Here is a 22,616-nt window from a genome sequence, read left to right on the forward strand (position 1 = left end):
AACCTTACAAAGGGAAGCATGCCATCGACATTAGGAAATAGCATGCAGCGACAGCGCAGATAGAGCCGGCAACAGCAGCGACACATAGGAGGGGCGGGCTAAAACTTCAGAAGCGCCAAGCCCTAGACCGCCGCCCATTCAGACGCGTTAACGCTAACCGAGTTTTTTCATTTTTTTTGCTGAACATTTGCGCGTCTTTGTATGAAAATCATGGAAATTGTACGAAGAAAATGCAAACCCTCGCGCGCGCGCATGAGAGCCATCAAACGCTATCGCTACCCCCCCCACACACCGTACAGAGCCGCTATTCATTGCCCCCCACCTTAATTCAGTATCATAAAACCTAGAAAGGAGAAGCAAGTATGCAAAACAGCAAACAGGTATTTACAGCAGGGGCAATCAGCGCATTTAACCTATTCCCTCAAATGCCCAAGCCACAACTCACGTAGCAAGGTTGGCGCACAGATAGGGAAAACCTAGCACAAGACTGGTGGTATTTGCAATGAAAAATGAGAAAGATTGCACGTTTTTCAAGGAAAAAACGTAGGCTGACAGTTATTCTATCAGGCAGGTTTTTGGTGCAGAAAAACAAGGTTTAGCCATTTTTTCATGCAAAAATTGATTGAAGTGCTAAATTTCATCTTATTTTATGAAAATGTTATCAAGGTTTAACACGCTCTAAATATTTTCAAAAAACCTAATAAATTTACAAAAATCAATTTGCAATACACAATCATTTAACACAAATTAAACAATAAATTCATTAAAAATCAATTATTTGCGTTATAGATGATTTTTTGTTATCATGACCTATCTTTTTGGTTTCATCAACCTTTGAATAAAATTTATAAGTTTTGATGATAAATTTTTAAAAATACAGGAGTCTTGTTATGCCATTGTCATCACTACCAAACGTAGAACAAACATCGCTATACATCGGTGGAAAGTATGTATCCGCCAGCAGTGGAGAGTTTTTTGAGACGGTCAATCCTGCCACGGCAGACACGCTTGCCAAACTGCAAAGTGCTTCAAAAGCGGACGTGGATAAAGCGGTACAAAGTGCCAAAGAAGGACAAAAAATCTGGGCAAGCATGACAGCGGTGGAGCGTTCTCGGATACTGCTAAAAGCGGTGGCAATTTTGCGTGAAGAAAATGACAAGCTGGCACGCTTGGAGACGGCTGATACAGGCAAGGCAATCAGCGAGACCGCCTATGTGGATATTGTTACAGGGGCGGATGTGTTGGAGTATTATGCAGGGCTTGCCACCGCCGTTGAAGGGGTGCAAGTGCCACTTCGCACGGGCAAAGAAGAGAGCTTTTTTTATACCCAAAGAGAACCGCTTGGCGTGGTGGCAGGGATTGGGGCGTGGAATTATCCCATTCAAATCGCCCTATGGAAATCGGCTCCTGCGTTGGCATCTGGTAATGCCATGATTTTTAAGCCAAGCGAAGTTACGCCTTTGACCGCCCTAAAACTTGCCGAGATTTATACCCAAGCTGGCGTGCCTGACGGGGTGTTTAATGTCGTGCAAGGTGGTGGTGATGTGGGGGCGTATCTGACCGAACACCCTGATATTGCCAAAATCTCATTTACAGGCTCGGTGGCAACAGGCAAAAAAGTGATGAGTCTTGCAGGAGCATCATCACTAAAAGACGTAACCATGGAGCTTGGCGGTAAGTCGCCCTTGATTGTCTGTGATGATGCCGACATTGAGCTGGCGGCGGACGTGGCGATGATGGCAAACTTTTATAGCACAGGACAAGTGTGTACCAATGGCACACGAGTTTTTGTACCAAGTGCCAAAAAACACGCCTTTGAACAAGCTATTTTGGCACGCCTGCCCAAGGTTCGCTTGGGCGACCCAACTGATGAGACAACCAACATGGGTCCTTTGGTGAGCTTTGCCCACATGGAGCGAGTGCTTGATTATATGGAGCAGGGCAAAAAAGCAGGGGCAACGGTGCTGTTTGGTGGACGGCGTGCGGTGGCGGATGATTTTGCCGAGCATGGCGAGTCGCTGTCCAAGGGGGCGTTTGTGCTACCGACTGTCTTTACTGATTGCACCGATGAGATGAGCATTGTTACCGATGAGATTTTTGGGCCTGTCATGAGCATTTTGACTTATGATGATGAAGATGAAGCGATAGAGCGTGCCAATGACACGATTTTTGGCTTGGCAGGGGGCGTGGTTACGTCTGATTTAAATAAAGCTCATCGCATTACCCACGCCTTACAAGCGGGCATTTGCTGGGTCAATACATGGGGCGAGTCGGATGCCAAAATGCCTGTGGGTGGCTATAAGCAATCAGGCGTTGGGCGTGAAAATGGCATCATGACGCTAGAACATTATACCCAAGTTAAATCCATTCAGATAGAAATGGGTAAATTCGAGTCTATTTTTAAATAACTGGCATATCATCAAAATTTATTAACTGGCATTGTTAATTAATCATACCTTTGGGTAGATTTGTAGGGGCAAATCACAATTGCCCCGTGTTAAAATGTTGATTTTTGGGCGAATGTAATTCGCCCCTACATGTCCAAATTTTAAAATATATCTTTATTAAACAATACCTATTAACTTAAAGGAAAAACTTATGACAGAATATGACTATATTATCATCGGTGCAGGTTCGGCAGGTAATGTGCTTGCCACACGTCTGACAGAAGACAGCGATGTGAGCGTGCTACTTTTGGAAGCAGGTGGCCCTGACTATCGTTTGGATTTTCGTACGCAAATGCCAGCGGCACTGGCATACCCCTTGCAAGGCAAACGCTACAACTGGGCGTATTTGACCGACCCTGAGCCTTATATGAATAATCGCCGTATGGAGTGCGGACGTGGTAAGGGGCTTGGCGGTTCATCGCTTATCAATGGTATGTGCTACATTCGTGGCAATGCCATGGATTTGGACAATTGGGCAAAAATGGACGGACTAGAAGACTGGACGTATGCCGACTGCTTGCCTTATTATAAAAAATCAGAAACCCGTGATGTGGGCGAAAACGACTATCACGGTGGCACAGGTCCTGTGAGCGTAGCGACTTCACAGCGTGGCACGGCAATTGGTAGTAGTGTGCTGTTTAATGCCATGGTAGAGGCAGGCGTGCAAGCAGGTTATCCACGCACCGATGATTTGAACGGCTATCAGCAAGAAGGTTTTGGACCTATGGACAGAACGGTTACACCAAAAGGACGCCGTTCTAGCACGGCTCGGGGTTATCTGGACATGGCAAAATCACGCCCCAATCTTACCATAAAAACCCATGCCGTAACCGACAAAATCCTATTTTCAGGTAAGCGTGCCATTGGCGTGCAGTATTTACAAGGCAACGACACAAACCCCACAACCGTCCACGTCAAACGAGAAGTGATACTCTCAGCAGGAGCGATTGCGTCTCCGCAGATTTTACAGCGTTCGGGCGTTGGGGCAAAAAGTTTGCTTGATGAATTTAAAATCCCTGTCATGCATGACTTACCAGGGGTGGGCGAGAACTTGCAAGACCATTTGGAGATGTATCTGCAATACGAATGCAAGAAACCCGTATCGCTGTATCCTGCCCTAAAATGGTACAATCAACCTGCCATTGGGGCAGAGTGGCTGTTCTTGGGAACGGGCATTGGGGCAAGCAATCAGTTTGAGGCAGGGGGCTTTATCCGTACCCGTCCTGAATTTGAATGGCCAAATATTCAGTATCACTTTTTGCCAGTTGCCATTAACTACAACGGCTCAAATGCCGTAGAAGAGCATGGTTTTCAGGCACACGTTGGCTCCATGCGTTCGCCGTCTCGTGGGCGTATCCGCCTAAAATCGCTAAACCCCCACGAACACCCAAGCATTTTGTTTAATTATATGTCGCACGAGCAAGACTGGCAGGAGTTTAGAGACGGTATTCGTATCACGCGTGAGATTATGCACCAGCCTGCTTTGGATGAGTACCGTGGGCGTGAGATTAGCCCAAGTCGTAACGCTCAAACCGATGCCGAGCTTGATGAATTTGTGCGTAATCATGCCGAGACTGCTTATCATCCGTCTTGTAGCTGTAAAATGGGCATGGACGATATGGCGGTGGTGGACGGACAGGGGCGTGTGCATGGCTTAGAGGGCTTGCGTGTCGTTGATGCGTCTATCATGCCCCTTATCATCACAGGCAACCTAAATGCCACCACCATTATGATGGCAGAAAAAATCGCCGATGTCATGCGTGGGCAAAAATTGCCAAAATCAACGGCAGGTTACTACAAAGCCGACCCTAATGTGCTAAGACAAGAGCCTGTACGAGCGTTTGACCCGAGTACGATGCTTTAAGGGTTTATTATAAAGGGCGGATTTATTCGCCCTTTTTGTTTTGTATTTTTCATTGCAAAATACAAATTATACTCAATTCATAACAAATGCGAACATTATATTTTTAACCTTAGCTTAGACGTTTATGCCAGAAAGCACTCACATGACAAATTTTGTTGGATATAAATATCTAATCTACTGATTTATAAAGAAGTAGATCGGATTCTTAAATCCGACAAATTTATATTTTAAGTAATGTCGGATACAAGTATCCGATCTATCCAATTGAAAAATGATTAATTTTTGCCATGAATTGACTATAAATGAGGGTTCTGTCTTCAGCTTCAAATGCCGCTAACTGCTTAAGAAATAATATAGTCGGAGAAGTGAAAAAGTAGTACAAGGCGGCGAGCCGCAGACAGTACAAGAGCGTACGGCAAGGCTCGCCAACGCCGTAATACTTTTTCAATTCTTTGACTATAGGCGCTGTTGTTTGTCTGCTTTCGGATGTGAATTAAGGTCTTTTTTTTCGAGTAATGCCGACACGTTTTAATGCTATGGCAATAGCTCTGTCGCTACAGTTAAAGCGTCTTGCCCGTTCATAGCACGTTCATAGCAATAGTCATCAGGATAAGCTTGGACGTCAGCCATTAAAGCTTCAGCATCGATTTTTGCCGGTTTGCGTTCGTACTTCTTGCGTTCTATGCTTTTCTTCCAACGTTGAATAGTTGTTGCGCTGAGTCGATATTCTTCAACAAGCTTTCTGTAGCTATGACCTGATGCCAGCTTGTCTAATATCATTTGTCTGTAATCTTTTGAGTATGCCATAAGTTTTAGTGAACCCTTTTTGGATTCCTTGACTATATTTTCGATTTCTTTAGCCCTAAGGAAAAATTCAGCTTGTTTTTATTTTGACTCTGATCTGGCAAAGTTATTCTATTAGGTCAGCGTTTTTTGAAACAAAGCGATTTTTATTGTTCAAGCTTTAAATGCTTCGTTTGTTTGATAACGGCGTTCGTCTTTTTCAATGCCGGCAAGGCGGAATTTGCCGCGGCTTTGCGGGGCTAAGGCAAGGTTTTCTTTGCTGCCGTAGTCTTGGCGCTTCCAAAAGTCTTCGTATTCGCCAAGGCTGAGGGCGCTGCGTTGCACAAGCAGGGCGGCATGGTTTTCTTTGCGACGTTGGCTAAGATAGCTTTCTTGAACACGCAGGGCGAAATATTCGGCGACGCATCCTGAGCCGTAGCTCAACATGCCGACGAGTTCGCCGCTTAAATCGTCGCGGTGGTCAAGAGCGGAGCAGAGGCTGAGGTAAAGCGCGGCGGTATAGCTGTTGCCGATTTCGCGGTTGTAGATCATGCCGGCGGCGATTTTGCTGTTGTCTTGCGCGCAGTTATTGCTTTTGCATAGGCGTTGGTGGGTTTTGATGCCCATTTTGCTGAAGGGCAGGTGGTAGCAGTATTGGGCAAAGTCGGAAAATGCCGCGCCGCCTTGTGCTTGATAGTCTTGCCACGCTTTTTCTGCCGCTTGCATGTAAATCATGGTAGATAGTTTGCCGTCCACTAATGGGGTATTGCGGTGATTGGGGCGCCAGAAGTCCATGACGTCTTGGGTGTAACAGCCGGCAGGTCCTTCTAATGCGGCGATGCGTGGGTTTGCGCTGATGAGCATGGCAACAGCGGCACTGCCTTGTGTGGCTTCGGCGGCGCCGTGCATGTCGTAGCGCGCGATGTCGCTGGCAATCAGCAGAACTTTGCGCTCGGGATGGCTGGCGACGTAGGCACAGGCCATTTGCAGTCCTGCGGTGGCACTGTAGCAGGCTTGTTTGAGTTCTACGGCGCGGCAGTTGGGACGCAGTCCGAGCAGGGCGTGTACATAGACGGCGGCGGCTTTGGATTGGTCGATGCCGCTTTCGGTGGCGAGAAAGATGCTGTCGATGGCGGCGATATCTTCCGCGTTTAGTATGCCGGCAGCAGCATTGGCGGCAAGGGTAACGCAGTCTTCGTCATGACTGGGGACGGCAAAGCGGTCTTGCCCGATGCCTTGATGATATTTTTGCGGGTCTATACCGTCTCGTTCGGCGAGTGTGGCAAGCGCTAAATAATAGGCGGGGGTGTAGAAGGCGATTTTATCGATTCCTATTGCTGTCATGTTTAGTCCTGAAGGAAGTATTGCCATTGTCCGCGCAATTGTTGCTGATTTTTGCATCCGAGCAAAAAGAGGGCGGTTCGGTATTGCTGCTGTAGTTGTTGAATTTGGGCGATGACGGCTTCTGCGCTTTCTTGGGCGGCAGCTAAGAAGGGCGCGGCGATGCCGCATAGTTGCGCGCCTAGGATGATGGATTTTGCCATGTCGATGCCGTTGCGAATGCCGCCGCTGGCGATGAAGAATTGTTCCGGATGGTGTTGATAGGCTTGTTTGAGTGCGCCTGCCATCGGCAATCCCCAATCTTGGAAAATGAGCCCGAGAGTGTCTTGATGATTGCGGCGGCGGTGGTATTCGATGCGGCTCCACGAGGTGCCGCCGCGCCCTGCGATGTCGAAGTAACGGATACCGGCTTTAATGCCTAATGCGATGTCGGCAAGGCTGAGCCCACAGCCGACTTCTTTAAGCAGCACAAGGACGTTCAGATCGCGGTTGATTTGCGCGATTTTATCGCTGAGGTTGCTGAAATCGGTGTCGCCTTCGGGTTGAATGGCTTCTTGCAAGGGATTAAGGTGCAGATAGAGCCCGTCGGCGGAGAGGATTTCTACCGCTTGCTGGCATTCGCGGATGCCGAAATCGTAATTGAGTTGTACGGCGCCCAGATTGCCAATGAGGACGGTATTAGGGGCATATTCGCGCAAATCAAAACTGGCTTGGGCGCCTTTTTCGCGCATCATGACGCGCTGCGAGCCGACCGCCATCGCTACTTGGCAGGCTTCTGCCGCTTGGGCGAGGTTGCGATTAATGCGGCATATCAGTTCGTCATCGCCGCCGGTCATGGAGGAGATAATCAGCGGAAATGATAGGGTTTTGCCGAGAAAATTTACCCGTGTATCGATGTCGTCTAAGGCGATTTCGGGTAGGGCGCGGTGTTGCAGATGGTAGCGGTCGAGTCCGTTTTGACTGCGTTCGATGTCTTGGTCGTCGGCGATAATGTCGAGATGTTCGCGTTTGCGTTGATTGATACGCGCAAATTGTTCTTTCATGCTTTGCGTTCCAAAGCAAGGTGGGCGCGCATCAGTTCGCCCGGATTGGTTTGCGCGGCGAGCAAAGAGAGTTCGCCGCACAGCACCACGGCGGCGCATAAGGCGGCAAGACGGCGCGCATTGTCGCCCGAATCACGTTGTTCGCGGCAGCCGAGTTGCTGCAAATGTTGCTCGACGACTTCCAAGCCCTGTCCTTTGCCGTTACCGACCGTGCCGACAATCAAATTGGGCAGGGTGCAGGAAAAATACAAATCGCCGTCGCGGTTTTCGCAATGGACGATACCTTGCGAGCCTTCGATAATATTAGCGGCATCCTGTCCTGTAGCGAGATAAAAGGCGAGGAGCATATTGGCGAAATGCGCATTGGCGCTGCGTATCGAGCCTGCCAAATTACTGCCGATGTGGTTTTTGCGCGTGTTCAGCGCGACGATGGTCTCGGCATCGCTGCGCAAATAGCGGCGGCAGATTTTTTCCGGAATCAGGATTTCCGCTACAACACGTTTGCCGCGTCCTAAAATGCCATTGACGGCACCGGCTTTTTTATCAATGCAGTAATTGCCCGAAATCGAGCCGTAGCGCATGGTCGGATAATTGGCTAAAAGGTAGTTAATCAGGACATCGGCAGCTTTGGTCGCCATATTGTGTCCTGAGGCATCGCCGGTACTGAAAGCAAAACGCAGAAACAGCAGGTTGCCGACAATCTCATGATGAATATCAAGCAATTTGGCATAACGGCTGCTTTGTGCCACTACTTCTTGTAAATCCGCTTGGCGTGCCGAGATTTCTTGGGCGCATGCTTGGGCTTGAGCGGCAAATTGGCAGTCGAAAATAACCGAGCGCGTCATGCGGGCATCTAAGACGTTGACCATAATGCCTTGCTCCAATAAGCAAGAGATTTTGGCACCGCGTCCGCAGGAAGGCCAAAGCGGGCTTTCATAGGTGGCGAGCGGTACGCTGATGCTTTCGTTAACGGTATTGCCGCTGATTTTGATTGGTCCGACCCATTGGGTGGGAATGGGCGTGTAAGCGATAGTGGAAGACATAAACAAGCCATAAATACGATGGGCGAAGTATAGCATAGATGCTGAAATCGGCTAATCGGTTTATAATAGGCACATCAGCAAACATGAGGAACAGCAATGATTTTAGTCACCGGCGGCGCGGGGTATATCGGCTCGCATACGGTTCTCTTGCTTTTGCAGGCAGGCTATGAGGTTTTGGTTTTGGATAATTTGAGCAATAGCAGCGAGGAGTCTTTGCGCCGCGTGCAAACGCTCTGTGGCAAAGCGGCGCAATTCATCAAAGGCGATATCCGAGACCGCGCTTTGCTTGACCGTCTTTTTGCGGAACATTCGATTGAAGCGGTAATTAATTTTGCCGGACTGAAAGCGGTGGGTGAAAGTGTCGAAAAACCTTTACTGTATTATCAGGTTAACGTACATGGCGCGGCGACTTTGCTGGAGGCGATGCAGGCGGCGAATGTGAAAACCTTTATTTTCAGCTCCTCCGCCACGGTTTACGGTGAGCCGCAGCAAATGCCGATTAGCGAGGCTTGCCCGACCAGTCGCCCGATCAATCCTTACGGACGCAGCAAGCTCATGATTGAAGATATGCTGATGGATGTAGAAATCGCCGATCCGGAGTGGCGAATTGCCATTTTGCGTTATTTCAATCCGGTAGGCGCGCATGAAAGCGGCATGATCGGCGAAGATCCTAACGGTTTGCCGAATAATCTGTTGCCGTATATTGCCCAAGTAGCGGTGGGCAAATTGCCGCATTTGCGCGTCTTTGGCAATGATTATCCGACTGCCGACGGTACAGGCGTACGCGATTATATTCATGTCATGGATTTGGCGGAAGGGCATTTGCGTGCGCTGGAAAAAATCCGCAATCAGCAGGGCTTGTCTATTTGGAATTTAGGCACGGGGCAGGGCTATTCGGTACTGGAAATGCTGCAGGCTTTTGAAGAGGCTTGCGGCAAAACCTTGGCTTATGAAATCGCGCCGCGCCGCGCCGGCGATATTGCGACTTGCTATGCCGATCCGAGTAAAGCGAAAGCGGAGCTGGGTTGGACGGCAAAACGCGGTTTAGCAGAGATGATGGCGGATACTTGGCGTTGGCAATCGCAAAACCCCGAAGGCTATCCGAAAGCATAAACGCTTATTCAAAAGGATAAAATCATAAAAACGCCGCCTTCTTTGATAGGCGGCGTATGTTTGGCATATTAGAATTTATACTGATAAACCCTGCAACGGCTGTTCTTGTCAAGCATCTAAGCTTTTGTGCCTCTATACCGCTTAAAGCGCCTGTTTGCATGGTTTATTCATACTGCTTCTTAAATCAGGGTATCGACAATATCGCAGATAAATAAGCCGACTTCATTATTCATGGGTTTGATGCTGCGCATATCCAGTCCTTGCAAAATATCTTTTCTTTCATTAAGCGATTGCACGGCTTTGTGAAAAGTTTGATGTTCGTCTGCAAAGCTAGGTGATAACAGCATAGTATGAAACAGCACTGATAATGAGCTGGTAATAATCGGGCAATAGCGTTGTTTGAGATTCGGCGACAATTGATGGAAAACATTGCTACGCATGATGCCGACCGTATTAATACTGCCGCGTACTAAACGTAAGATGCTTTGATAGTTATCCATTCTCTGCCAATCGACTTCTTTGCGGTAAATACTGCGCGGCTCTAATAGGATTTCTCCGATTCTTTGCACATTGACATCATTTAAGCAGATAAATTTGGTGGTTTTATCAATATCGTCTAAACACAGAATGAGAGAGTCGCGATCTGAGAAAATAATGACTTCATCACTGGCGGCTTCGGGGCGCGCAAGAGGCAGATATTGGTAATTGCGCATAATTTTGGCGGTATCGTAAGATCCTACATGCACCAGAGTAGGATTAAGTTCCATATAGTGATAAAAATCATTGAAATTAATCGCCAGTTGTAAATGTATGGGACGGGCAAGAAAATGTCCTAAGGCAATTGTTAGGCGGTACCAATCCAGTATGTAACGGGGCGGATAATCCGGAGCAATCAATAGGGATAACTCAGCCATTTTCTTTTTCCTCCTCAAGTAGTTTTTTATATACCTCAGTGTAATAGGCTATTTTTTCACGAGAAGGTTGCCGGCGGACGGAGGTGTAGCCTTCAATGATATCGCCATGATAATTCGGCACCACGGTGGCATAAACCCAATAAAAACGTCCGTCTTTACGCAGATTTTTCACATAGCCGTGCCATTTTTTACCTGCTTGGACGGTATCCCATAAGTCTTTGAATGCGGCTCTCGGCATATCGGGATGACGTAAAATAGAATGCGGTTGTTTGAGCAGTTCTTCTCGGGTATAGCCGCTGAGAATCACAAAGGCTTGATTAAGATGGGTAATGTTGCCCGCTAAATCTGTTCTGGAAATAATTAACTGTCCTTCCGGATAAGGAAATTCTTCATTAATATAGTTAATTTCTTCTTGTCTTCCGTCATAGAATTGATGTGTTATTGTTTTCATGGATTTTTGCACTTGGATTGTAAATTCAAGAGAATAAGTGGGAGATTTTTTGAGCGCTGGTTTTGATTTCGTGAAATATCATGCCGATATTGGCTTGTTCTCTGATAAGAGCGACTAAAATCATATCGTCTTTGACTCCGGTCATAATTAGAGAGCCCTGCTTGCTAAAGATATGCACTTGCTGCATTTCGCCGCGATATAAGAGATGACTGCTTCTTTCGGCGATGCTTTTAATGGCGGCAGCGGTGGCGCCAATTTCGTCAATTAATGTATCTCTCTGATTTCCTGATAAAATTAAACCGTCAACCGTAAAGAGATAGGCGGATTCGATATCCGCATGGGAGTCGCTAAGGTTTTGGATAATATCGTTGAGTGAGTCTGACATACAACATCCTTTCAGAAAAAAATTATGACTATTTTATGCAAAATATTTCTGAAGGGGTAATGTTTACGCTATTAAATTTTTTAATAAAAAAATATTTATTTTTTACCATTTTGGCTAATTAAATAATTTTTAAGATATTTTTGTTTTTCAACGATTAATATTTGCAAATTTTTTATTGAATAGTATTGAAAAAATTAACTGCAGATGAGAAACATTCATATTGATTAGTAGATACTGATGATTTTATATGCGGAGATATTAGGCGTATCTTTATTATTTTAATAAATTGATTTTAATGAATTATTTTCTTTGCGTTGTCAGGCTATAAAGATTGTCCAGATTTTCGCTGCCGCCTAAGGCAAGTGCGAGTGCGATGCGACGGCTGATGCGCTGATAGCGGTTGTCCAGCATGGCTGATTCGATTTCGCGGCGCGACTGCTGCGCATCCAGCAGTGTTTGCAGACTGTCTGCGCCCGCCTGATAGCGGATTTGGCTAAGTCGTTCAATTTTTTGCGCGTTTTTCAAACGTGCGGCAATGTGGGCGGCGTTGTCGTCGCTTTCTACCACTTTGCTCAGAGCTTTTTCAACGTCGGCAAAGGCGCGATAGAGCGTTTGTGTAAAGTTCGCCAGATTAGCCTGATATTGTGTTTGCGCGTTTTGCAGCGCCAAATTGCGTTCACGTTGTTGCAAAAAGGGCAGGCTGATGCTGCTTGCAAGACTGGCGATCGGATTGCGCAGTAAATCGCCTAAGATGTTGCTGCTGCCTGAAATACCGCCGTTAAGGTTGATGTCGGGATAAAAATCGCGTTCTGCCACGGCAATATTGCCCAAATCCGCTTGCAAGCGGTATTGCGCCGCACGCAAATCCGGACGTTGATGCAGCAGGGCGGCAGGCAACTGCGGCGCGATTGCCTCGATAGCGATGTCATTCAGGCGGCTGGAGCTTATGAAGCTTTGCGGAGCTTGTCCGAGTAAAATGCTGAGCGTGATTTGTGCTTGTTCGATTTCGGCTTCAAGACTGCGTTTGCTGACGGCAAGTGCGCTAAGGGCTTGTTTGGCATTGCTGTGTTCCAATTCGCTTGCCGCGCCTTCGCTAAGGCGTATGCCGACGAGGCGGTAGGTTTGTTCTTGGTAGGCGATTTGGGCTTGATTGAGTTCGAGTCGTGCTTGAGCGTAAAGCAGTTGTAGCCAAGCGTTGGCGATTTCGCCTTGCAGGGAAAGACGGGCGGCAAGCAGGTCTTGGGCTTCGGCATCTGCGTTCCAAGCGGCGGTTTGAGTGGCGGCGGCGAGTTTTTGCCATAAATCCAGTTGGTAGGCGGCGGAGAAAGAGGCGCTAAAACCGTTGCTATTGCTGTTAGTGCCGTAATGATGTGCGGCATTGGCGCCGAGATTGCCGTTGCTAATAATGCTTTGCGCCAGCGCTTGACTGTCAAGAGCAATCCGCGCACGTTGCCAAATAAGGGCGGCGGCTTTCAAATCTTGATTGCCGAGCATGGCTTGCTGCATGAGCGCGTTTAATTCCGCACTGGCAAATTGCTGCCACCATGCCTGTTGCCGAGCTTCGGATTGCTTGGCGGCGGCAAGCATCCATTGCTGCGGAATGTGGATTTCCCGCGCCAGTTCCGTTTCAATATTTTTAATCGGCGCAATGCTGCATGCGCCAAGCAATAAGGTTAAGAATAGAGTGCTTTTATTCAATGGCATGTTATTCTCCGCTGAGGGCTTGCACAGGATCGAGTTTGGCGGCATTTTTTGCCGGCAAATAGCCGAAGAGTATGCCGATGCCGGTGGCGCAGGCAAAGGCGAGAATGATGGATTGGGTGGAATAAATCATGCTGAAGCTGCTGCCGCTGAGCGCGATGGCTTTGCCTAAGCCGAATGCCAATCCGATGCCGATAATGCCGCCGATTAAGCACAGCAATATGGCTTCAATTAAAAATTGCCGCATGATGTCGCCTTGGCGCGCGCCGACCGCCATGCGGATGCCGATTTCCTGCGTACGCTCGGTAACCGATACCAACATGATGTTCATCACGCCGATACCGCCGACAATCAAGGAGATGACCGCAATCGCGGAAATGAGCAGGGAAAGGGTCTGCGTGGTTTGCGTGATGGTTTGGCGGATGGAATCGTTATTGAATAAGGTAAAGTCTTCTCTGCCGTGGCGGCGGATCAAAATCCGTTTTACCGCGTCTTCTGCGACCGCGCTGTCCACGCTGTCGGAAATACGCAGAATGATGTTAGAGACGTAAGTTTGCCCCAATAAACGGCTCATGACGGCAGTGTAGGGCGACCAAATATTAAGACTGTTACTATTGGAAAAGCGGTTTTGATTGCTAACATCCACAATGCCGATAATCGTCAGCGGTACGTTATTGACAAGCACCGTCTGTCCTAGCGGATTTTGCCGGTCGAATAATTGCTGAGCGCCGGTATTGTCTAGGTAGGCGACCGCCTTATGCTGCTCGATATCCGCAGGCATGAGTTTGCGCCCCTGAATAATCGGAATATTTTGCACTTGGAAATATTGCTCGCCTACGCCCGTAATGGAAGCGTTGATTTCCTGTCCGCCGATACGCAAAACGGCGCCGCTGCTGACACTTGGCGTTGCGGAATCAATAAAACTTTGCTGGGCTAGGATATCGGCATCATCGCTGGACAGGGTACGGATACGTCCTGCATGCCGATCACCGAAGCGGCCCGGAAAAATTTGAATGGTGTTCGAACCCAAATCGCTGATGCGCGACAACACTTGCTGCTGCGAGCCTTGCCCAAGCGCCACCATGCTCACAACCGAAGCGATGCCGATAATAATGCCGAGCATAGTTAAAAAAGCGCGCAATTTATGTCCCATAATCGCCCGCACCGCCATGGTAAAAGCCGAGCTTAAGGCTTTAATGGCCAAAAAATCGCGACCGCGGGCGAAAGTTTTAGGCTGCGGCGGCTTCGCATTGCGCGTCTGCTTGCTGCTGTCGCTGATAATCCGTCCGTCTTTGAGCTCGATAATACGATCGGCGCCGGCGGCAATCGCAGGATCATGCGTGACTAAAATCACGGTATGTCCTTCGCTGTGCAATTCGCGCAAAATCCGCATCACTTCGCGTCCCGATTCGCTATCCAGCGCGCCAGTCGGCTCATCGGCAAAAATAATTTTTCCGCCGTTCATCAAAGCACGGGCAATAGATACCCTCTGTTGCTGTCCGCCTGATAATTGCGCGGGTTTATAGCTGCGGCGTTCGCCTAATCCGAGACGGCTCAGCAAAGCATCGGCGCGCGTCAAACGTTGCGCCTTATCTACGCCGGCATAGACGGCAGGAATCGCGACATTTTCACGCGCCGTCAAATCATTGAGCAAATGATAACGCTGAAAAATAAAACCGATATGTTCGCGACGCAAACGTGCGCGTGCGCGAATGCTCAATTGCTTGGTATTTTCGCCCTCCAACCAATAATTGCCGGCACTAGGGCGGTCAAGACAGCCTAAAATATTCATTAAGGTCGATTTGCCCAAACCCGATTGCCCGATAATCGCAATCATCTCGCCGGCATGAATTTCAATATCCAAGCCATGCAAGACCGTGACCTCGGTTTCGCCGCTGCCATAGCGTTTAGTCAAATTCTGCGTTTTAATCAAGACCGGAGGCATCAGAATATTCTCGGGCCCATTGGCGAATGCGGCGAAGCACCGCCGTGGCTGACAATTACCGCTTCGCCTTCTTGCAAACCGCTCAAGACCTGTGCCTGCACGCCGTCTTCCAAGCCCACTTCAATATGGCGTTTCTCCGCCTGAGCATTGACTAAAACTGATACCCTTGCCTCGCCATTGGGGGCGTATTCAATCGCCGTCATCGGAATTAACAGCGCATCCTCCGCTTTATCGACCTCAATGGCAATCGTCGCTGTCATACCGTAGCGTAAAAATCCCTCTGCATTATCCACATCAATATGCCCGTAATAATAAATCGCGCTACTGCTGCTGATACTGCCGTTATCGGAAATTTCTTTCGGCGCCGGATCAATAGCGGATAATACGCCTTGATAACTTTGGCTGTTCTTGCCGAGCAGCACCACTTTCACAGGCAAGCCGACCTTCATCACGGCAATATCCGCCTCCGCAATTTCCGCTTTAATCGTCATCACATCCGTACGTGCCAAAGTAACAATCGTCGGGCTGGATTGCACCGCATTCACACTTTGTCCTTCTTCTACCGCTACCGCAATCACCGTGCCGTCAATCGGTGCGCGTACCTGCGTATAACCTAAATTCAAATTCGCATTGGCAATTGTCAGCTCACTTTGGCGAATATTCGCCTGTGCTTCAATCACCGCATTTTTGGCGCTATTCAGACTTGCCAAAGCATTCTCCTGCGCTTCTTTTGAGCCCGCGCCTTGTTTGTACAAATTATTGGCGCGATTATAAGCCTGCTGCGCCTGTGTCAGCGTCGATTGCGCGCGCGCCAAAGCGGCTTGCTGACTGTTCAACTGCGCCTCAGCAGTCGATTTTGCATTCTCCTGCGAACGGGCATCAATCTCGGCAATCACATCGCCCGCCTTAACCGTATCGCCAATCTCAACATGCAATTGCGCGATTTCCCCCGAAACCTGCGCGCCGACCTGCACGATTTTCTGCGGATATACCTTGCCGCTGGCGTTTACTAAATAAGACAAATCGCCGCGGCGAACCTTTTCGGTAATATATTGCTGCGCCGAATCAGCTTCCTGCCGCTTGGCCTGATGCTGCTGCCAAGCATAGGCTGCACTGCCCAAAATAACGAGAATAATTAGAAATTTCAGCCAAGAAAAACCTCGGCTACGGATTGATTGCTGCATAGTGTCCTTCCTCATTCGGCGGCAATTATAGTGATGTGTGCCCTAAGATAGACTACAAGGCGGTAACCTTGATACATGTTTGCATCAGCCGCATAAGTACTGAATTGATGCTAAGCGCTACGATTGGGTTTCATTTGGGCAAAAAAAAGCCCCGTGTGTCGGGGCATATATTTCTGTCACATTGCGATGGAGCACATTATAGGGAGAAAAAGGCGGTGATGCAAGTTTTTCTTTAAAAACAATATAGTATGAAAAAGGTTCTATATTAAATAATTGATTTTTTGAATTTTTATTGTCGTTTTTTATTATCTTTGCCAAATAAAAATTTGCAGCGTCGCTGCATCCGACTCCGCAAAACAGAAATATTGCTATGCTTGTTAATGGTAGATAATTAAAAATCATTTAAAATCATTGTCTTGTAAGTAAGTTGCTGATTTTGTCAAAAATATATTTGCTATTCTTAATGCCATTTATTATTATTAACCGCGACAGAGCTGTCATGTACTCTGTCACATTGCCTCATGATGATTTTACCCCGACCCATTGGTCGGGGTTTTTTTTGTCTTGAAATCTGTTTGCTATCGATTAAGTCTGCGGAGGTTCTTGCTTTGCGCTAAAATAGGCGCAAAATTTTATTGTTCACAAACTAAGGAAAAATTATGACTCAGTATGTTCTCATCATTAATTGCGGCTCTTCAAGCCTGAAATATGCAGTAATCGATCCGGTCACAGGCGATTCGCCTTTAAAAGGCTTAGCCGAAAAATTGGGGCATCCGGTCGGAATGTTCACGGCAAAAACCGCTTCGGGCAAAACGCAATATGATTTGAATCCGGGCACGCATGAAAAGGCTTTGGAAGTTTTGGTTGAGGTGTTGAAAGCCGAAAATCTGATGAAAAGCATTCAGGCGGTCGGGCATCGTGTGGTACATGGCGGCGAATATTTTTCCGAATCGGTTTTGGTTAATGAAGACGTACGGGCGAAAATCGCCGATTGCATCCGTTTGGCGCCTTTGCATAATCCCGCGCATGTAGAAGGCATCGATGCCGCCCTGCATCATTTCGGCGATTTGCCGCAGGCGGTGGTCTTTGATACCGCTTTCCATCAACAAATGCCGGAAAACGCTTATTTATACGCGCTGCCTTATGAATATTACACGAACTGGCATATTCGCAAATACGGCTTCCACGGCACTTCATACCGCTATATCGCTTCTCAATTGCCTGAATTACTGGGCAAGGAAAAAGTCAAATCGATTGTTTGCCATTTAGGTAACGGCGGTTCTGTGGCGGCGATTGACAGCGACCATTCGGTGGATACCACTATGGGCTTAACGCCGCTGGAAGGTTTGGTGCACGGCACGCGTACCGGCGACATCGACCCCGCCATTCCCAGCATTTTGATGGAACAATTCGATGTTGATACCAAAGAAATGAGCGATATTTTATGGAAACGTTCCGGTTTGCTCGGTTTATCCGGTATTTCCAATGATTGTCGCACTTTGGAAGAAGAAATGGAAAAAGGCAATGCCGCGGCGATTCGGGCGATGGAAGTCTATTGCTATCGTTTAGCCAAACATATCGGCGCGCAATTGGTGGCTTTAGGCGGCTGCGATGTTTTGGTCTTTACCGGCGGTATCGGAGAGAATTCCGATTATGTCCGCCGCCGCACCGTCGAGCATTTGGCTTTCTTAGGCTTCAGCCTCGACCAAGCGCGCAATAAAGAAGTGCTGTTCGGCAAAACCGGCGCGATTCATGCTCAAGGCAGTTTGCCGGTTTGGGTAGTGCCGACCAATGAGGAATTATTGATTGCCCGCGATACCGCCGCTTTAGCAGCTAAATAAGGAAAATTGATGAGTAAAAGTATTTTATTAGTCGGTACTTATGCGCGAGTAGGTCTGACTTCCGCCGCGCTCGGTTTATATCACGCGCTGGACCGCAAAGGAGTGAAAACCGGTTTTTTCAAACCTGTGATGCAATATGTCGAAGGTCAGCAAAGCGATGTCAGCTATGATTTGATGGCGAAATATTGCCGCGGCAATGCCGAGCCTTTAAGCCCCGAAACGGTGCAGGAAGCGCTGGACAGCCATTCGCTTGACGAGTTGATGGAAGAATTATTGCGTCGCTACGAAGATGCGCGCGGCGATGCGGATGTCGTGATTTTAGAGGGCTTATTGGAATCCTCCGCCGTGCCTTATGCGGCGCAGGTCAATCAGGCGGTCGCCCGCGCTTTAAATGCGGAAGTCATTATCGTCAGCAGTGCGGATGTAGAATCCGCCTCGCGTTTAGATAATCAAATTGCCTTCGTGGCGGAGCAATTCGGCGGTTTTAATGGTCGCCAATTGCTGGGCGCGATTATCAACCATGTGGACGGGAAAGGACTCAGCCGAGTACAGGTAGAGGGATTGGCCTGTTTTAAACAGACGAATTTCCTGCTCTTAGGCGCTATTCCTTCCAAGCCGGAATTAAGCGCGCCGCGCGTCAGCGATTTGCAAAAGCATCTTAATGCCAGCGTCTTATTTGCCGGTGAAATGGAAAACAGACGTGTGCAGGAGTTTGTGATTTTTGCCCGCACCGTCCCCAATGCCAGACAATATCTCATTCCCAATAATTGTATTTTCTGCCCGGGCGACCGCGACGATGCTTTGATGGCGGTTACGATTTCCGCTTCCGCAGGCACACAGTTGGCCTGCTTGATTCTCACAGGTCCGACGGAGCCCTCAAAAACGGTATTGGAATTATGCCGTCCTTTGATTGAAAAATCAGGTCTGCCATTACTGCATGTAGATTCCAGCACTTGGGGCTTGGTGGATTTAATGAAAGGCTTTAACCGCTATCTGCCTCTTGACGACTCGACGCGTTTGAACAAAACGCAGGAAATTTTTGCCGATCATATTGCCTATGATTGGGTGCAGGATTATCTGCAAGACGTGCGCGAAAATATCTTATCGCCGGCTTCTTTCCGCTATCAATTGGTGAAAGACGCGATTGCGGCAGATAAAAACATTGTACTACCCGAAGGCGACGAGCCGCGTACGGTAGTGGCGGCAAGCCAAGTAGCTGCACGCGGCATGGCGCGTTGCGTCTTATTGGCCACTCCTGCCAGCGTGGCGCAAGTGGCGGAGCAGCAAGGCGTTACCTTGGGCGAAGGCGTTACGATTATCGACCCCGACGCGGTGCGGGAAAATTATGTGGCGCGTTTGGTGGAATTGCGCGCCAACAAAGGCATGACCGAAGTCATGGCGCGCGAGCAATTGCGCGATAATGTGATGCTCGGTACGATGATGTTGGAAGCCGGCGAAGTGGACGGCTTGGTCTCTGGCGCGGTACATACCACGGCCAATACCATGCGTCCGCCTTTGCAAATCATCAAAACCGCTCCGGGAGCGAAAATGGTGTCTTCCGTTTTCTTCATGTGCCTGCCCGACAGCGTGATGGTTTACGGCGACTGTGCGATTGTGCCGAAGCCTAATGCCGATGAATTGGCGCAAATTGCTATTCAGTCCAACGATACCGCCAAAGCTTTCGGCTTGAATCCGCGCGTGGCGATGATTTCTTATTCCACCGGTTCTTCCGGCAGCGGCGAAGATGTGGAAAAAGTCAAAGCGGCGACTGAAAAAGTACGTGAACTGCGTCCGGACATCATTGTTGACGGCCCCTTGCAATATGATGCGGCGGCAGTCGCTTCCGTAGCGGCAAGCAAAGCGCCGAATTCTCCGGTCGCCGGTCAGGCGAATGTATTCGTATTCCCCGATTTAAATACCGGCAATACGACCTACAAAGCAGTGCAGCGTTCGGCAAACGCCATTTCCATGGGCCCGGTTTTACAGGGAATGCGCAAACCGGTCAATGATTTGTCGCGCGGCGCTTTGATTGACGATATCGTCTATACGATTGCCATTACCGCAATTCAAGCGGCGCAAAATGACTGATTGGCTGTCGGAAGTACGTTTCAATGAGCAAGGATTGGTGGCAGTCAGTGCAATTGATGCCGACGACCGCCAACTGCTCATGCAGGCATGGATGAATGCCGAAGCCTTGCAAGCTACGATTGCCCGCGGCGAAATGGTCTATTACAGCCGTTCGCGCCGCCAATTGTGGCATAAGGGCGAAACTTCAGGGCATACGCAAACGCTGATAGCCCTGTATTTGGACTGCGACGGCGACAGCTTGCTGGCGGAAGTGCGGCAAAAAGGCGGCATCGCCTGCCATACCGGACGCCGCAGCTGCTTTTATCGCCAATTCATTGACGGGCAATGGCAGGAATGCCTGCCCGTTTTAAAATCAGCGGAGGCCATTTATGGAAAATAATGCCTTATCGGAATTGGAAAAAATTATCGCTGCACGGCGCAGCGCCGCTGCTGAGAACAGCTACACCGCACAGCTCTTGCAGGCGGCGCCTGAAAAATTGCTGAAAAAAATCGGGGAGGAAGCGACGGAAGTCGTGATTGCGGCGGCCGGTCAAGGACGCGAAGCCGTATTGTATGAAAGTTGCGACCTTATCTATCACTTAATGATCTTATGGGCGCGCGAAGGTATCGCTTTGCAAGATATTTCGCTAGAATTAGCGCGACGTTTCGCCCTCTCGGGCTTGGAAGAAAAAGCAAATCGTAAATAATGAGGTATTCTTATGGGTATTAGTCCTATTCAACTGTTAATCGTATTAGTCATTGTGGTCTTGATTTTCGGCGGCAAACGCCTGCGCACCTTAGGCTCGGATTTGGGTAGCGCCATCAAAGGCTTTAAAAACGAAATGAAAAGCGAGGAAGAAACTTCGCAGCCGCAGCAACGCGTCAGTTATGAGCAAAGAGATGATGGCGTAATTGACGGCGAAGTGACTTCAAAAGACAAAACCGTTTAAGCGTCGGGAAACAAGCCATGTTCGATATTGGCTTTTGGGAGCTGGCTGTGATTGCCGTTATCGGTATCGTCGTGGTCGGTCCGGACAAATTGCCTGAAGTGGTGCGCAGCATTATGGTCATGGTGCGTAAAATACAGCGTATGTTCGGCGATGTGCGCGGCGACATCGAACGCGAACTGCATTTGGACGAAGTGCGGCGCAGCGTGGATGAAATGGATTTGCAAGAACATATCCGCAAATTAAATCAATCGGTTATCGATGCTGACAAAGAAGTGCGTTCGGAAGGTAAGAAAATTTTGCAAGATATTGATTCGGAGGTTAAAGCTGTTGAAAAATCTCTGCAAAATATTGCCGATGAGCGCGAACAAACTGCGGGTGGACATGAGCGGATAACGCAATATGAGGCACCTGCCCAATCTGATGCCGAAGCCGAGCGAGACAGCGGCATCGAGCATATCGGCGCCGCCGTCGATAATCCTGCCTCCGACACTTTAGCCGAAACCGCTTCTTCCGCCAAGCCGAGCTGAATCATTTATGAGTACTTTAGCGCCTAATACTGAAAATGAAGACGAAGAAATGTCTTTAGTCGAGCATTTGGTCGATTTGCGCCGCAGCCTGATCAATATCTTATTGGTGATGCTGGGCGTATTCGTCTTAATGCTGCCTTTTAATCAATCCATTTACGAACTCTTTGCCCGTCCTGTCTTGATGAACCTGATGCCGGGGCAAAAAATGTTGGCGCAGCAGCCGATAGATGTTTTTCTGACACCGATTAAAGTCTGTTTTTTCATGGCGGTGTTGATTAGCATTCCGTGGACGCTGTATCAAATTTGGCGCTTTGTCGCGCCGGGCATGTATCGGCATGAAAAGCGCCTGATGCTGCCGATGGTGGTGTCTTCAACGCTTTTATTTTATTTAGGCGTTTTATTCGCCTATTTTGTGATTTTGCCGCTGATGTTCAGTTTCTTAGTCAAAACGGGAGCGTCTTTGCAAGGCGTTGAATTAATGCCGGATATTACTAGCTATGTCAGCCTGAGCTTGGCGATGTTCATGGCATTCGGCTTGGTGTTTGAAGTGCCGGTGGCAACTGTGATTCTAATCCGCATGGGTGTGGTGGAAATTAAAACCTTAACCGCCAAGCGGCCTTATATCATTCTGATCGCTTTTGTGGTGGGAATGGTACTGACACCGCCCGATATTTTTTCACAGACTTTATTGGCAGTGCCGATGCTTGTGCTATTTGAAATCGGCATTTTGGTAGCGAAATATTGGCAAGGAAATACTGAAGAGAGTGAAGAAGAAAAAGCCCGCTAAGGGCTTTTTTAATGCTTGATTGAGGCGCTATAGTCAAAGGATTGAAAAAGTATTACGGACTTGGCTCGCCTTGCCGTACGTTCTTGTATAGCTTCTTCAGATTAAAATGAAACAATAAAAATTTTCAACATATTGAAAAATATTTCAATATGTTGTTTAAGGCGTATCATTTTAATCTGAAGAGACTATACTTTCTTCAGCTCTCTGCCTTGTGCTAATTTTACACTTCT

20 protein-coding genes and 1 pseudogene are annotated in these 22,616 nt (G+C 48.3%); 11 read left to right on the plus strand and 10 right to left on the minus strand.

Going from position 1 to position 22,616, the window contains the following annotated elements; all coding sequences use genetic code 11:
* The first annotated feature begins 890 nt into the window (after positions 1-890).
* The 3 genes and pseudogenes from betB to DYC63_RS13815 all read left to right on the plus strand — a co-directional run.
* A complete protein-coding gene (gene betB, locus DYC63_RS08860; RefSeq protein WP_115218885.1) occupies positions 891-2,408 on the plus strand; it encodes a betaine-aldehyde dehydrogenase in 1,518 nt (505 codons plus the stop codon).
* A gap of 190 nt (positions 2,409-2,598) precedes the next feature.
* Positions 2,599-4,311 carry a choline dehydrogenase gene (gene betA / locus DYC63_RS08865; protein WP_115218886.1) on the plus strand — a complete coding sequence of 571 codons (1,713 nt, stop codon included), beginning with the start codon at positions 2,599-2,601 and terminating at the stop codon, positions 4,309-4,311.
* Between the two features lie 352 nt (positions 4,312-4,663).
* Positions 4,664-4,771: pseudogene (locus DYC63_RS13815) on the plus strand (IS30 family transposase); the annotation flags it as partial.
* Positions 4,772-4,845: 74 nt separating this feature from the next.
* Here the strand turns inward: DYC63_RS13815 and DYC63_RS08870 are convergent.
* From DYC63_RS08870 to DYC63_RS08885, 4 genes are all read right to left on the minus strand, one after another.
* Positions 4,846-5,118 carry an IS630 transposase-related protein gene (locus DYC63_RS08870; RefSeq protein WP_245888108.1) on the minus strand — a complete coding sequence of 91 codons (273 nt, stop codon included), beginning with the start codon at positions 5,116-5,118 and terminating at the stop codon, positions 4,846-4,848.
* A gap of 150 nt (positions 5,119-5,268) precedes the next feature.
* On the minus strand, positions 5,269-6,438 hold the full coding sequence (locus DYC63_RS08875; RefSeq protein WP_115218887.1) for a hydroxymethylglutaryl-CoA synthase: 1,170 nt from the start codon (positions 6,436-6,438) through the stop codon (positions 5,269-5,271).
* Between the two features lie 2 nt (positions 6,439-6,440).
* On the minus strand, positions 6,441-7,478 hold the full coding sequence (fni, locus tag DYC63_RS08880; protein ID WP_115218888.1) for a type 2 isopentenyl-diphosphate Delta-isomerase: 1,038 nt from the start codon (positions 7,476-7,478) through the stop codon (positions 6,441-6,443).
* Entirely contained in the window at positions 7,475-8,557 is a 1,083-nt protein-coding gene (locus DYC63_RS08885) for a hydroxymethylglutaryl-CoA reductase (protein WP_245888109.1), read from the minus strand. Before DYC63_RS08885 ends, fni begins: the two co-directional genes overlap by 4 nt.
* 60 nt (positions 8,558-8,617) lie before the next feature.
* On the opposite strand from DYC63_RS08885, the gene galE reads away from it, so the two are divergent.
* Complete coding sequence (gene galE / locus DYC63_RS08890) at positions 8,618-9,634, plus strand: UDP-glucose 4-epimerase GalE (RefSeq protein WP_115218890.1); 1,017 nt, start codon at positions 8,618-8,620, stop codon at positions 9,632-9,634.
* 179 nt (positions 9,635-9,813) lie between these two features.
* Here the strand turns inward: galE and DYC63_RS08895 are convergent, their stop codons facing one another.
* The 6 genes from DYC63_RS08895 to DYC63_RS08920 all read right to left on the minus strand — a co-directional run bounded on the left by DYC63_RS08895 (position 9,814) and on the right by DYC63_RS08920 (position 16,214).
* On the minus strand, positions 9,814-10,548 hold the full coding sequence (locus DYC63_RS08895; RefSeq protein ID WP_115218891.1) for a PhnD/SsuA/transferrin family substrate-binding protein: 735 nt from the start codon (positions 10,546-10,548) through the stop codon (positions 9,814-9,816).
* Positions 10,541-10,999, minus strand: a complete 459-nt coding sequence (locus DYC63_RS08900; protein ID WP_115218892.1) for a PAS domain-containing protein — start codon at positions 10,997-10,999, stop codon at positions 10,541-10,543. The genes DYC63_RS08895 and DYC63_RS08900 overlap by 8 nt, the downstream gene beginning before the upstream one ends.
* A 25-nt stretch (positions 11,000-11,024) precedes the next feature.
* Positions 11,025-11,384 carry a roadblock/LC7 domain-containing protein gene (locus tag DYC63_RS08905; protein WP_115218893.1) on the minus strand — a complete coding sequence of 120 codons (360 nt, stop codon included), beginning with the start codon at positions 11,382-11,384 and terminating at the stop codon, positions 11,025-11,027.
* Between the two features lie 300 nt (positions 11,385-11,684).
* The gene (locus DYC63_RS08910; protein ID WP_172459475.1) at positions 11,685-13,088 is read right to left on the minus strand and encodes an efflux transporter outer membrane subunit; all 1,404 of its coding nucleotides are present in this window, start codon (positions 13,086-13,088) and stop codon (positions 11,685-11,687) included.
* Position 13,089: 1 nt separating this feature from the next.
* Positions 13,090-15,030, minus strand: coding sequence for a MacB family efflux pump subunit (locus DYC63_RS08915; protein WP_115218895.1), 1,941 nt, complete (start codon positions 15,028-15,030; stop codon positions 13,090-13,092).
* On the minus strand, positions 15,030-16,214 hold the full coding sequence (locus DYC63_RS08920) for an efflux RND transporter periplasmic adaptor subunit (RefSeq protein WP_172459476.1): 1,185 nt from the start codon (positions 16,212-16,214) through the stop codon (positions 15,030-15,032). The genes DYC63_RS08915 and DYC63_RS08920 overlap by 1 nt, the downstream gene beginning before the upstream one ends.
* A gap of 659 nt (positions 16,215-16,873) precedes the next feature.
* Here DYC63_RS08920 and DYC63_RS08925 point away from each other — a divergent pair.
* Genes DYC63_RS08925 through tatC form a run of 7 tightly spaced genes read left to right on the plus strand, consistent with a single transcriptional unit; the run spans position 16,874 to position 22,386 of the window.
* Positions 16,874-18,055 carry an acetate/propionate family kinase gene (locus DYC63_RS08925; protein ID WP_115218897.1) on the plus strand — a complete coding sequence of 394 codons (1,182 nt, stop codon included), beginning with the start codon at positions 16,874-16,876 and terminating at the stop codon, positions 18,053-18,055.
* Positions 18,056-18,064: 9 nt separating this feature from the next.
* Positions 18,065-20,143 (plus strand): phosphate acetyltransferase, encoded by a 2,079-nt coding sequence (gene pta / locus DYC63_RS08930; RefSeq protein WP_115218898.1) that lies wholly within the window; start codon positions 18,065-18,067, stop codon positions 20,141-20,143.
* Complete coding sequence (gene hisI, locus DYC63_RS08935; RefSeq protein ID WP_115218899.1) at positions 20,136-20,522, plus strand: phosphoribosyl-AMP cyclohydrolase; 387 nt, start codon at positions 20,136-20,138, stop codon at positions 20,520-20,522. The genes pta and hisI overlap by 8 nt, the downstream gene beginning before the upstream one ends.
* Positions 20,512-20,829: a phosphoribosyl-ATP diphosphatase gene (locus tag DYC63_RS08940; protein WP_115218900.1), complete on the plus strand. Its 318-nt coding sequence runs from the start codon at positions 20,512-20,514 to the stop codon at positions 20,827-20,829. Before hisI ends, DYC63_RS08940 begins: the two co-directional genes overlap by 11 nt.
* Positions 20,830-20,841: 12 nt before the next feature.
* Positions 20,842-21,072 carry a twin-arginine translocase TatA/TatE family subunit gene (gene tatA, locus DYC63_RS13550; protein WP_115218901.1) on the plus strand — a complete coding sequence of 77 codons (231 nt, stop codon included), beginning with the start codon at positions 20,842-20,844 and terminating at the stop codon, positions 21,070-21,072.
* 17 nt (positions 21,073-21,089) lie between these two features.
* Positions 21,090-21,599, plus strand: a complete 510-nt coding sequence (gene tatB, locus DYC63_RS08950; RefSeq protein ID WP_115218902.1) for a Sec-independent protein translocase protein TatB — start codon at positions 21,090-21,092, stop codon at positions 21,597-21,599.
* A gap of 7 nt (positions 21,600-21,606) precedes the next feature.
* Positions 21,607-22,386: a twin-arginine translocase subunit TatC gene (tatC, locus tag DYC63_RS08955; protein WP_245888111.1), complete on the plus strand. Its 780-nt coding sequence runs from the start codon at positions 21,607-21,609 to the stop codon at positions 22,384-22,386.
* The last annotated feature ends 230 nt before the right edge of the window (positions 22,387-22,616 follow it).

The sequence above is a fragment of the Suttonella indologenes genome, assembly GCF_900460215.1.
GTDB lineage: Bacteria > Pseudomonadota > Gammaproteobacteria > Cardiobacteriales > Cardiobacteriaceae > Suttonella > Suttonella indologenes.

What these genes read in the sequence shown, in the direction of transcription:
- DYC63_RS08870 (WP_245888108.1), bottom strand. Translation starts at nt 5,118, where the DNA reads ATGGCATACTCAAAAGATTACAGACAAATGATATTAGACAAGCTGGCA.
- DYC63_RS08920 (WP_172459476.1), bottom strand. Translation starts at nt 16,214, where the DNA reads ATGCAGCAATCAATCCGTAGCCGAGGTTTTTCTTGGCTGAAATTTCTA.
- betA (WP_115218886.1), top strand. Translation starts at nt 2,599, where the DNA reads ATGACAGAATATGACTATATTATCATCGGTGCAGGTTCGGCAGGTAAT.
- DYC63_RS08875 (WP_115218887.1), bottom strand. Translation starts at nt 6,438, where the DNA reads ATGACAGCAATAGGAATCGATAAAATCGCCTTCTACACCCCCGCCTAT.
- DYC63_RS08895 (WP_115218891.1), bottom strand. Translation starts at nt 10,548, where the DNA reads ATGGCTGAGTTATCCCTATTGATTGCTCCGGATTATCCGCCCCGTTAC.
- tatA (WP_115218901.1), top strand. Translation starts at nt 20,842, where the DNA reads ATGGGTATTAGTCCTATTCAACTGTTAATCGTATTAGTCATTGTGGTC.
- DYC63_RS08910 (WP_172459475.1), bottom strand. Translation starts at nt 13,088, where the DNA reads ATGCCATTGAATAAAAGCACTCTATTCTTAACCTTATTGCTTGGCGCA.
- DYC63_RS08915 (WP_115218895.1), bottom strand. Translation starts at nt 15,030, where the DNA reads ATGCCTCCGGTCTTGATTAAAACGCAGAATTTGACTAAACGCTATGGC.
- tatB (WP_115218902.1), top strand. Translation starts at nt 21,090, where the DNA reads ATGTTCGATATTGGCTTTTGGGAGCTGGCTGTGATTGCCGTTATCGGT.
- hisI (WP_115218899.1), top strand. Translation starts at nt 20,136, where the DNA reads ATGACTGATTGGCTGTCGGAAGTACGTTTCAATGAGCAAGGATTGGTG.
- DYC63_RS08900 (WP_115218892.1), bottom strand. Translation starts at nt 10,999, where the DNA reads ATGAAAACAATAACACATCAATTCTATGACGGAAGACAAGAAGAAATT.
- DYC63_RS08885 (WP_245888109.1), bottom strand. Translation starts at nt 8,557, where the DNA reads ATGCTATACTTCGCCCATCGTATTTATGGCTTGTTTATGTCTTCCACT.
- DYC63_RS08905 (WP_115218893.1), bottom strand. Translation starts at nt 11,384, where the DNA reads ATGTCAGACTCACTCAACGATATTATCCAAAACCTTAGCGACTCCCAT.
- DYC63_RS08940 (WP_115218900.1), top strand. Translation starts at nt 20,512, where the DNA reads ATGGAAAATAATGCCTTATCGGAATTGGAAAAAATTATCGCTGCACGG.
- fni (WP_115218888.1), bottom strand. Translation starts at nt 7,478, where the DNA reads ATGAAAGAACAATTTGCGCGTATCAATCAACGCAAACGCGAACATCTC.
- tatC (WP_245888111.1), top strand. Translation starts at nt 21,607, where the DNA reads ATGAGTACTTTAGCGCCTAATACTGAAAATGAAGACGAAGAAATGTCT.
- betB (WP_115218885.1), top strand. Translation starts at nt 891, where the DNA reads ATGCCATTGTCATCACTACCAAACGTAGAACAAACATCGCTATACATC.
- DYC63_RS08925 (WP_115218897.1), top strand. Translation starts at nt 16,874, where the DNA reads ATGACTCAGTATGTTCTCATCATTAATTGCGGCTCTTCAAGCCTGAAA.
- pta (WP_115218898.1), top strand. Translation starts at nt 18,065, where the DNA reads ATGAGTAAAAGTATTTTATTAGTCGGTACTTATGCGCGAGTAGGTCTG.
- galE (WP_115218890.1), top strand. Translation starts at nt 8,618, where the DNA reads ATGATTTTAGTCACCGGCGGCGCGGGGTATATCGGCTCGCATACGGTT.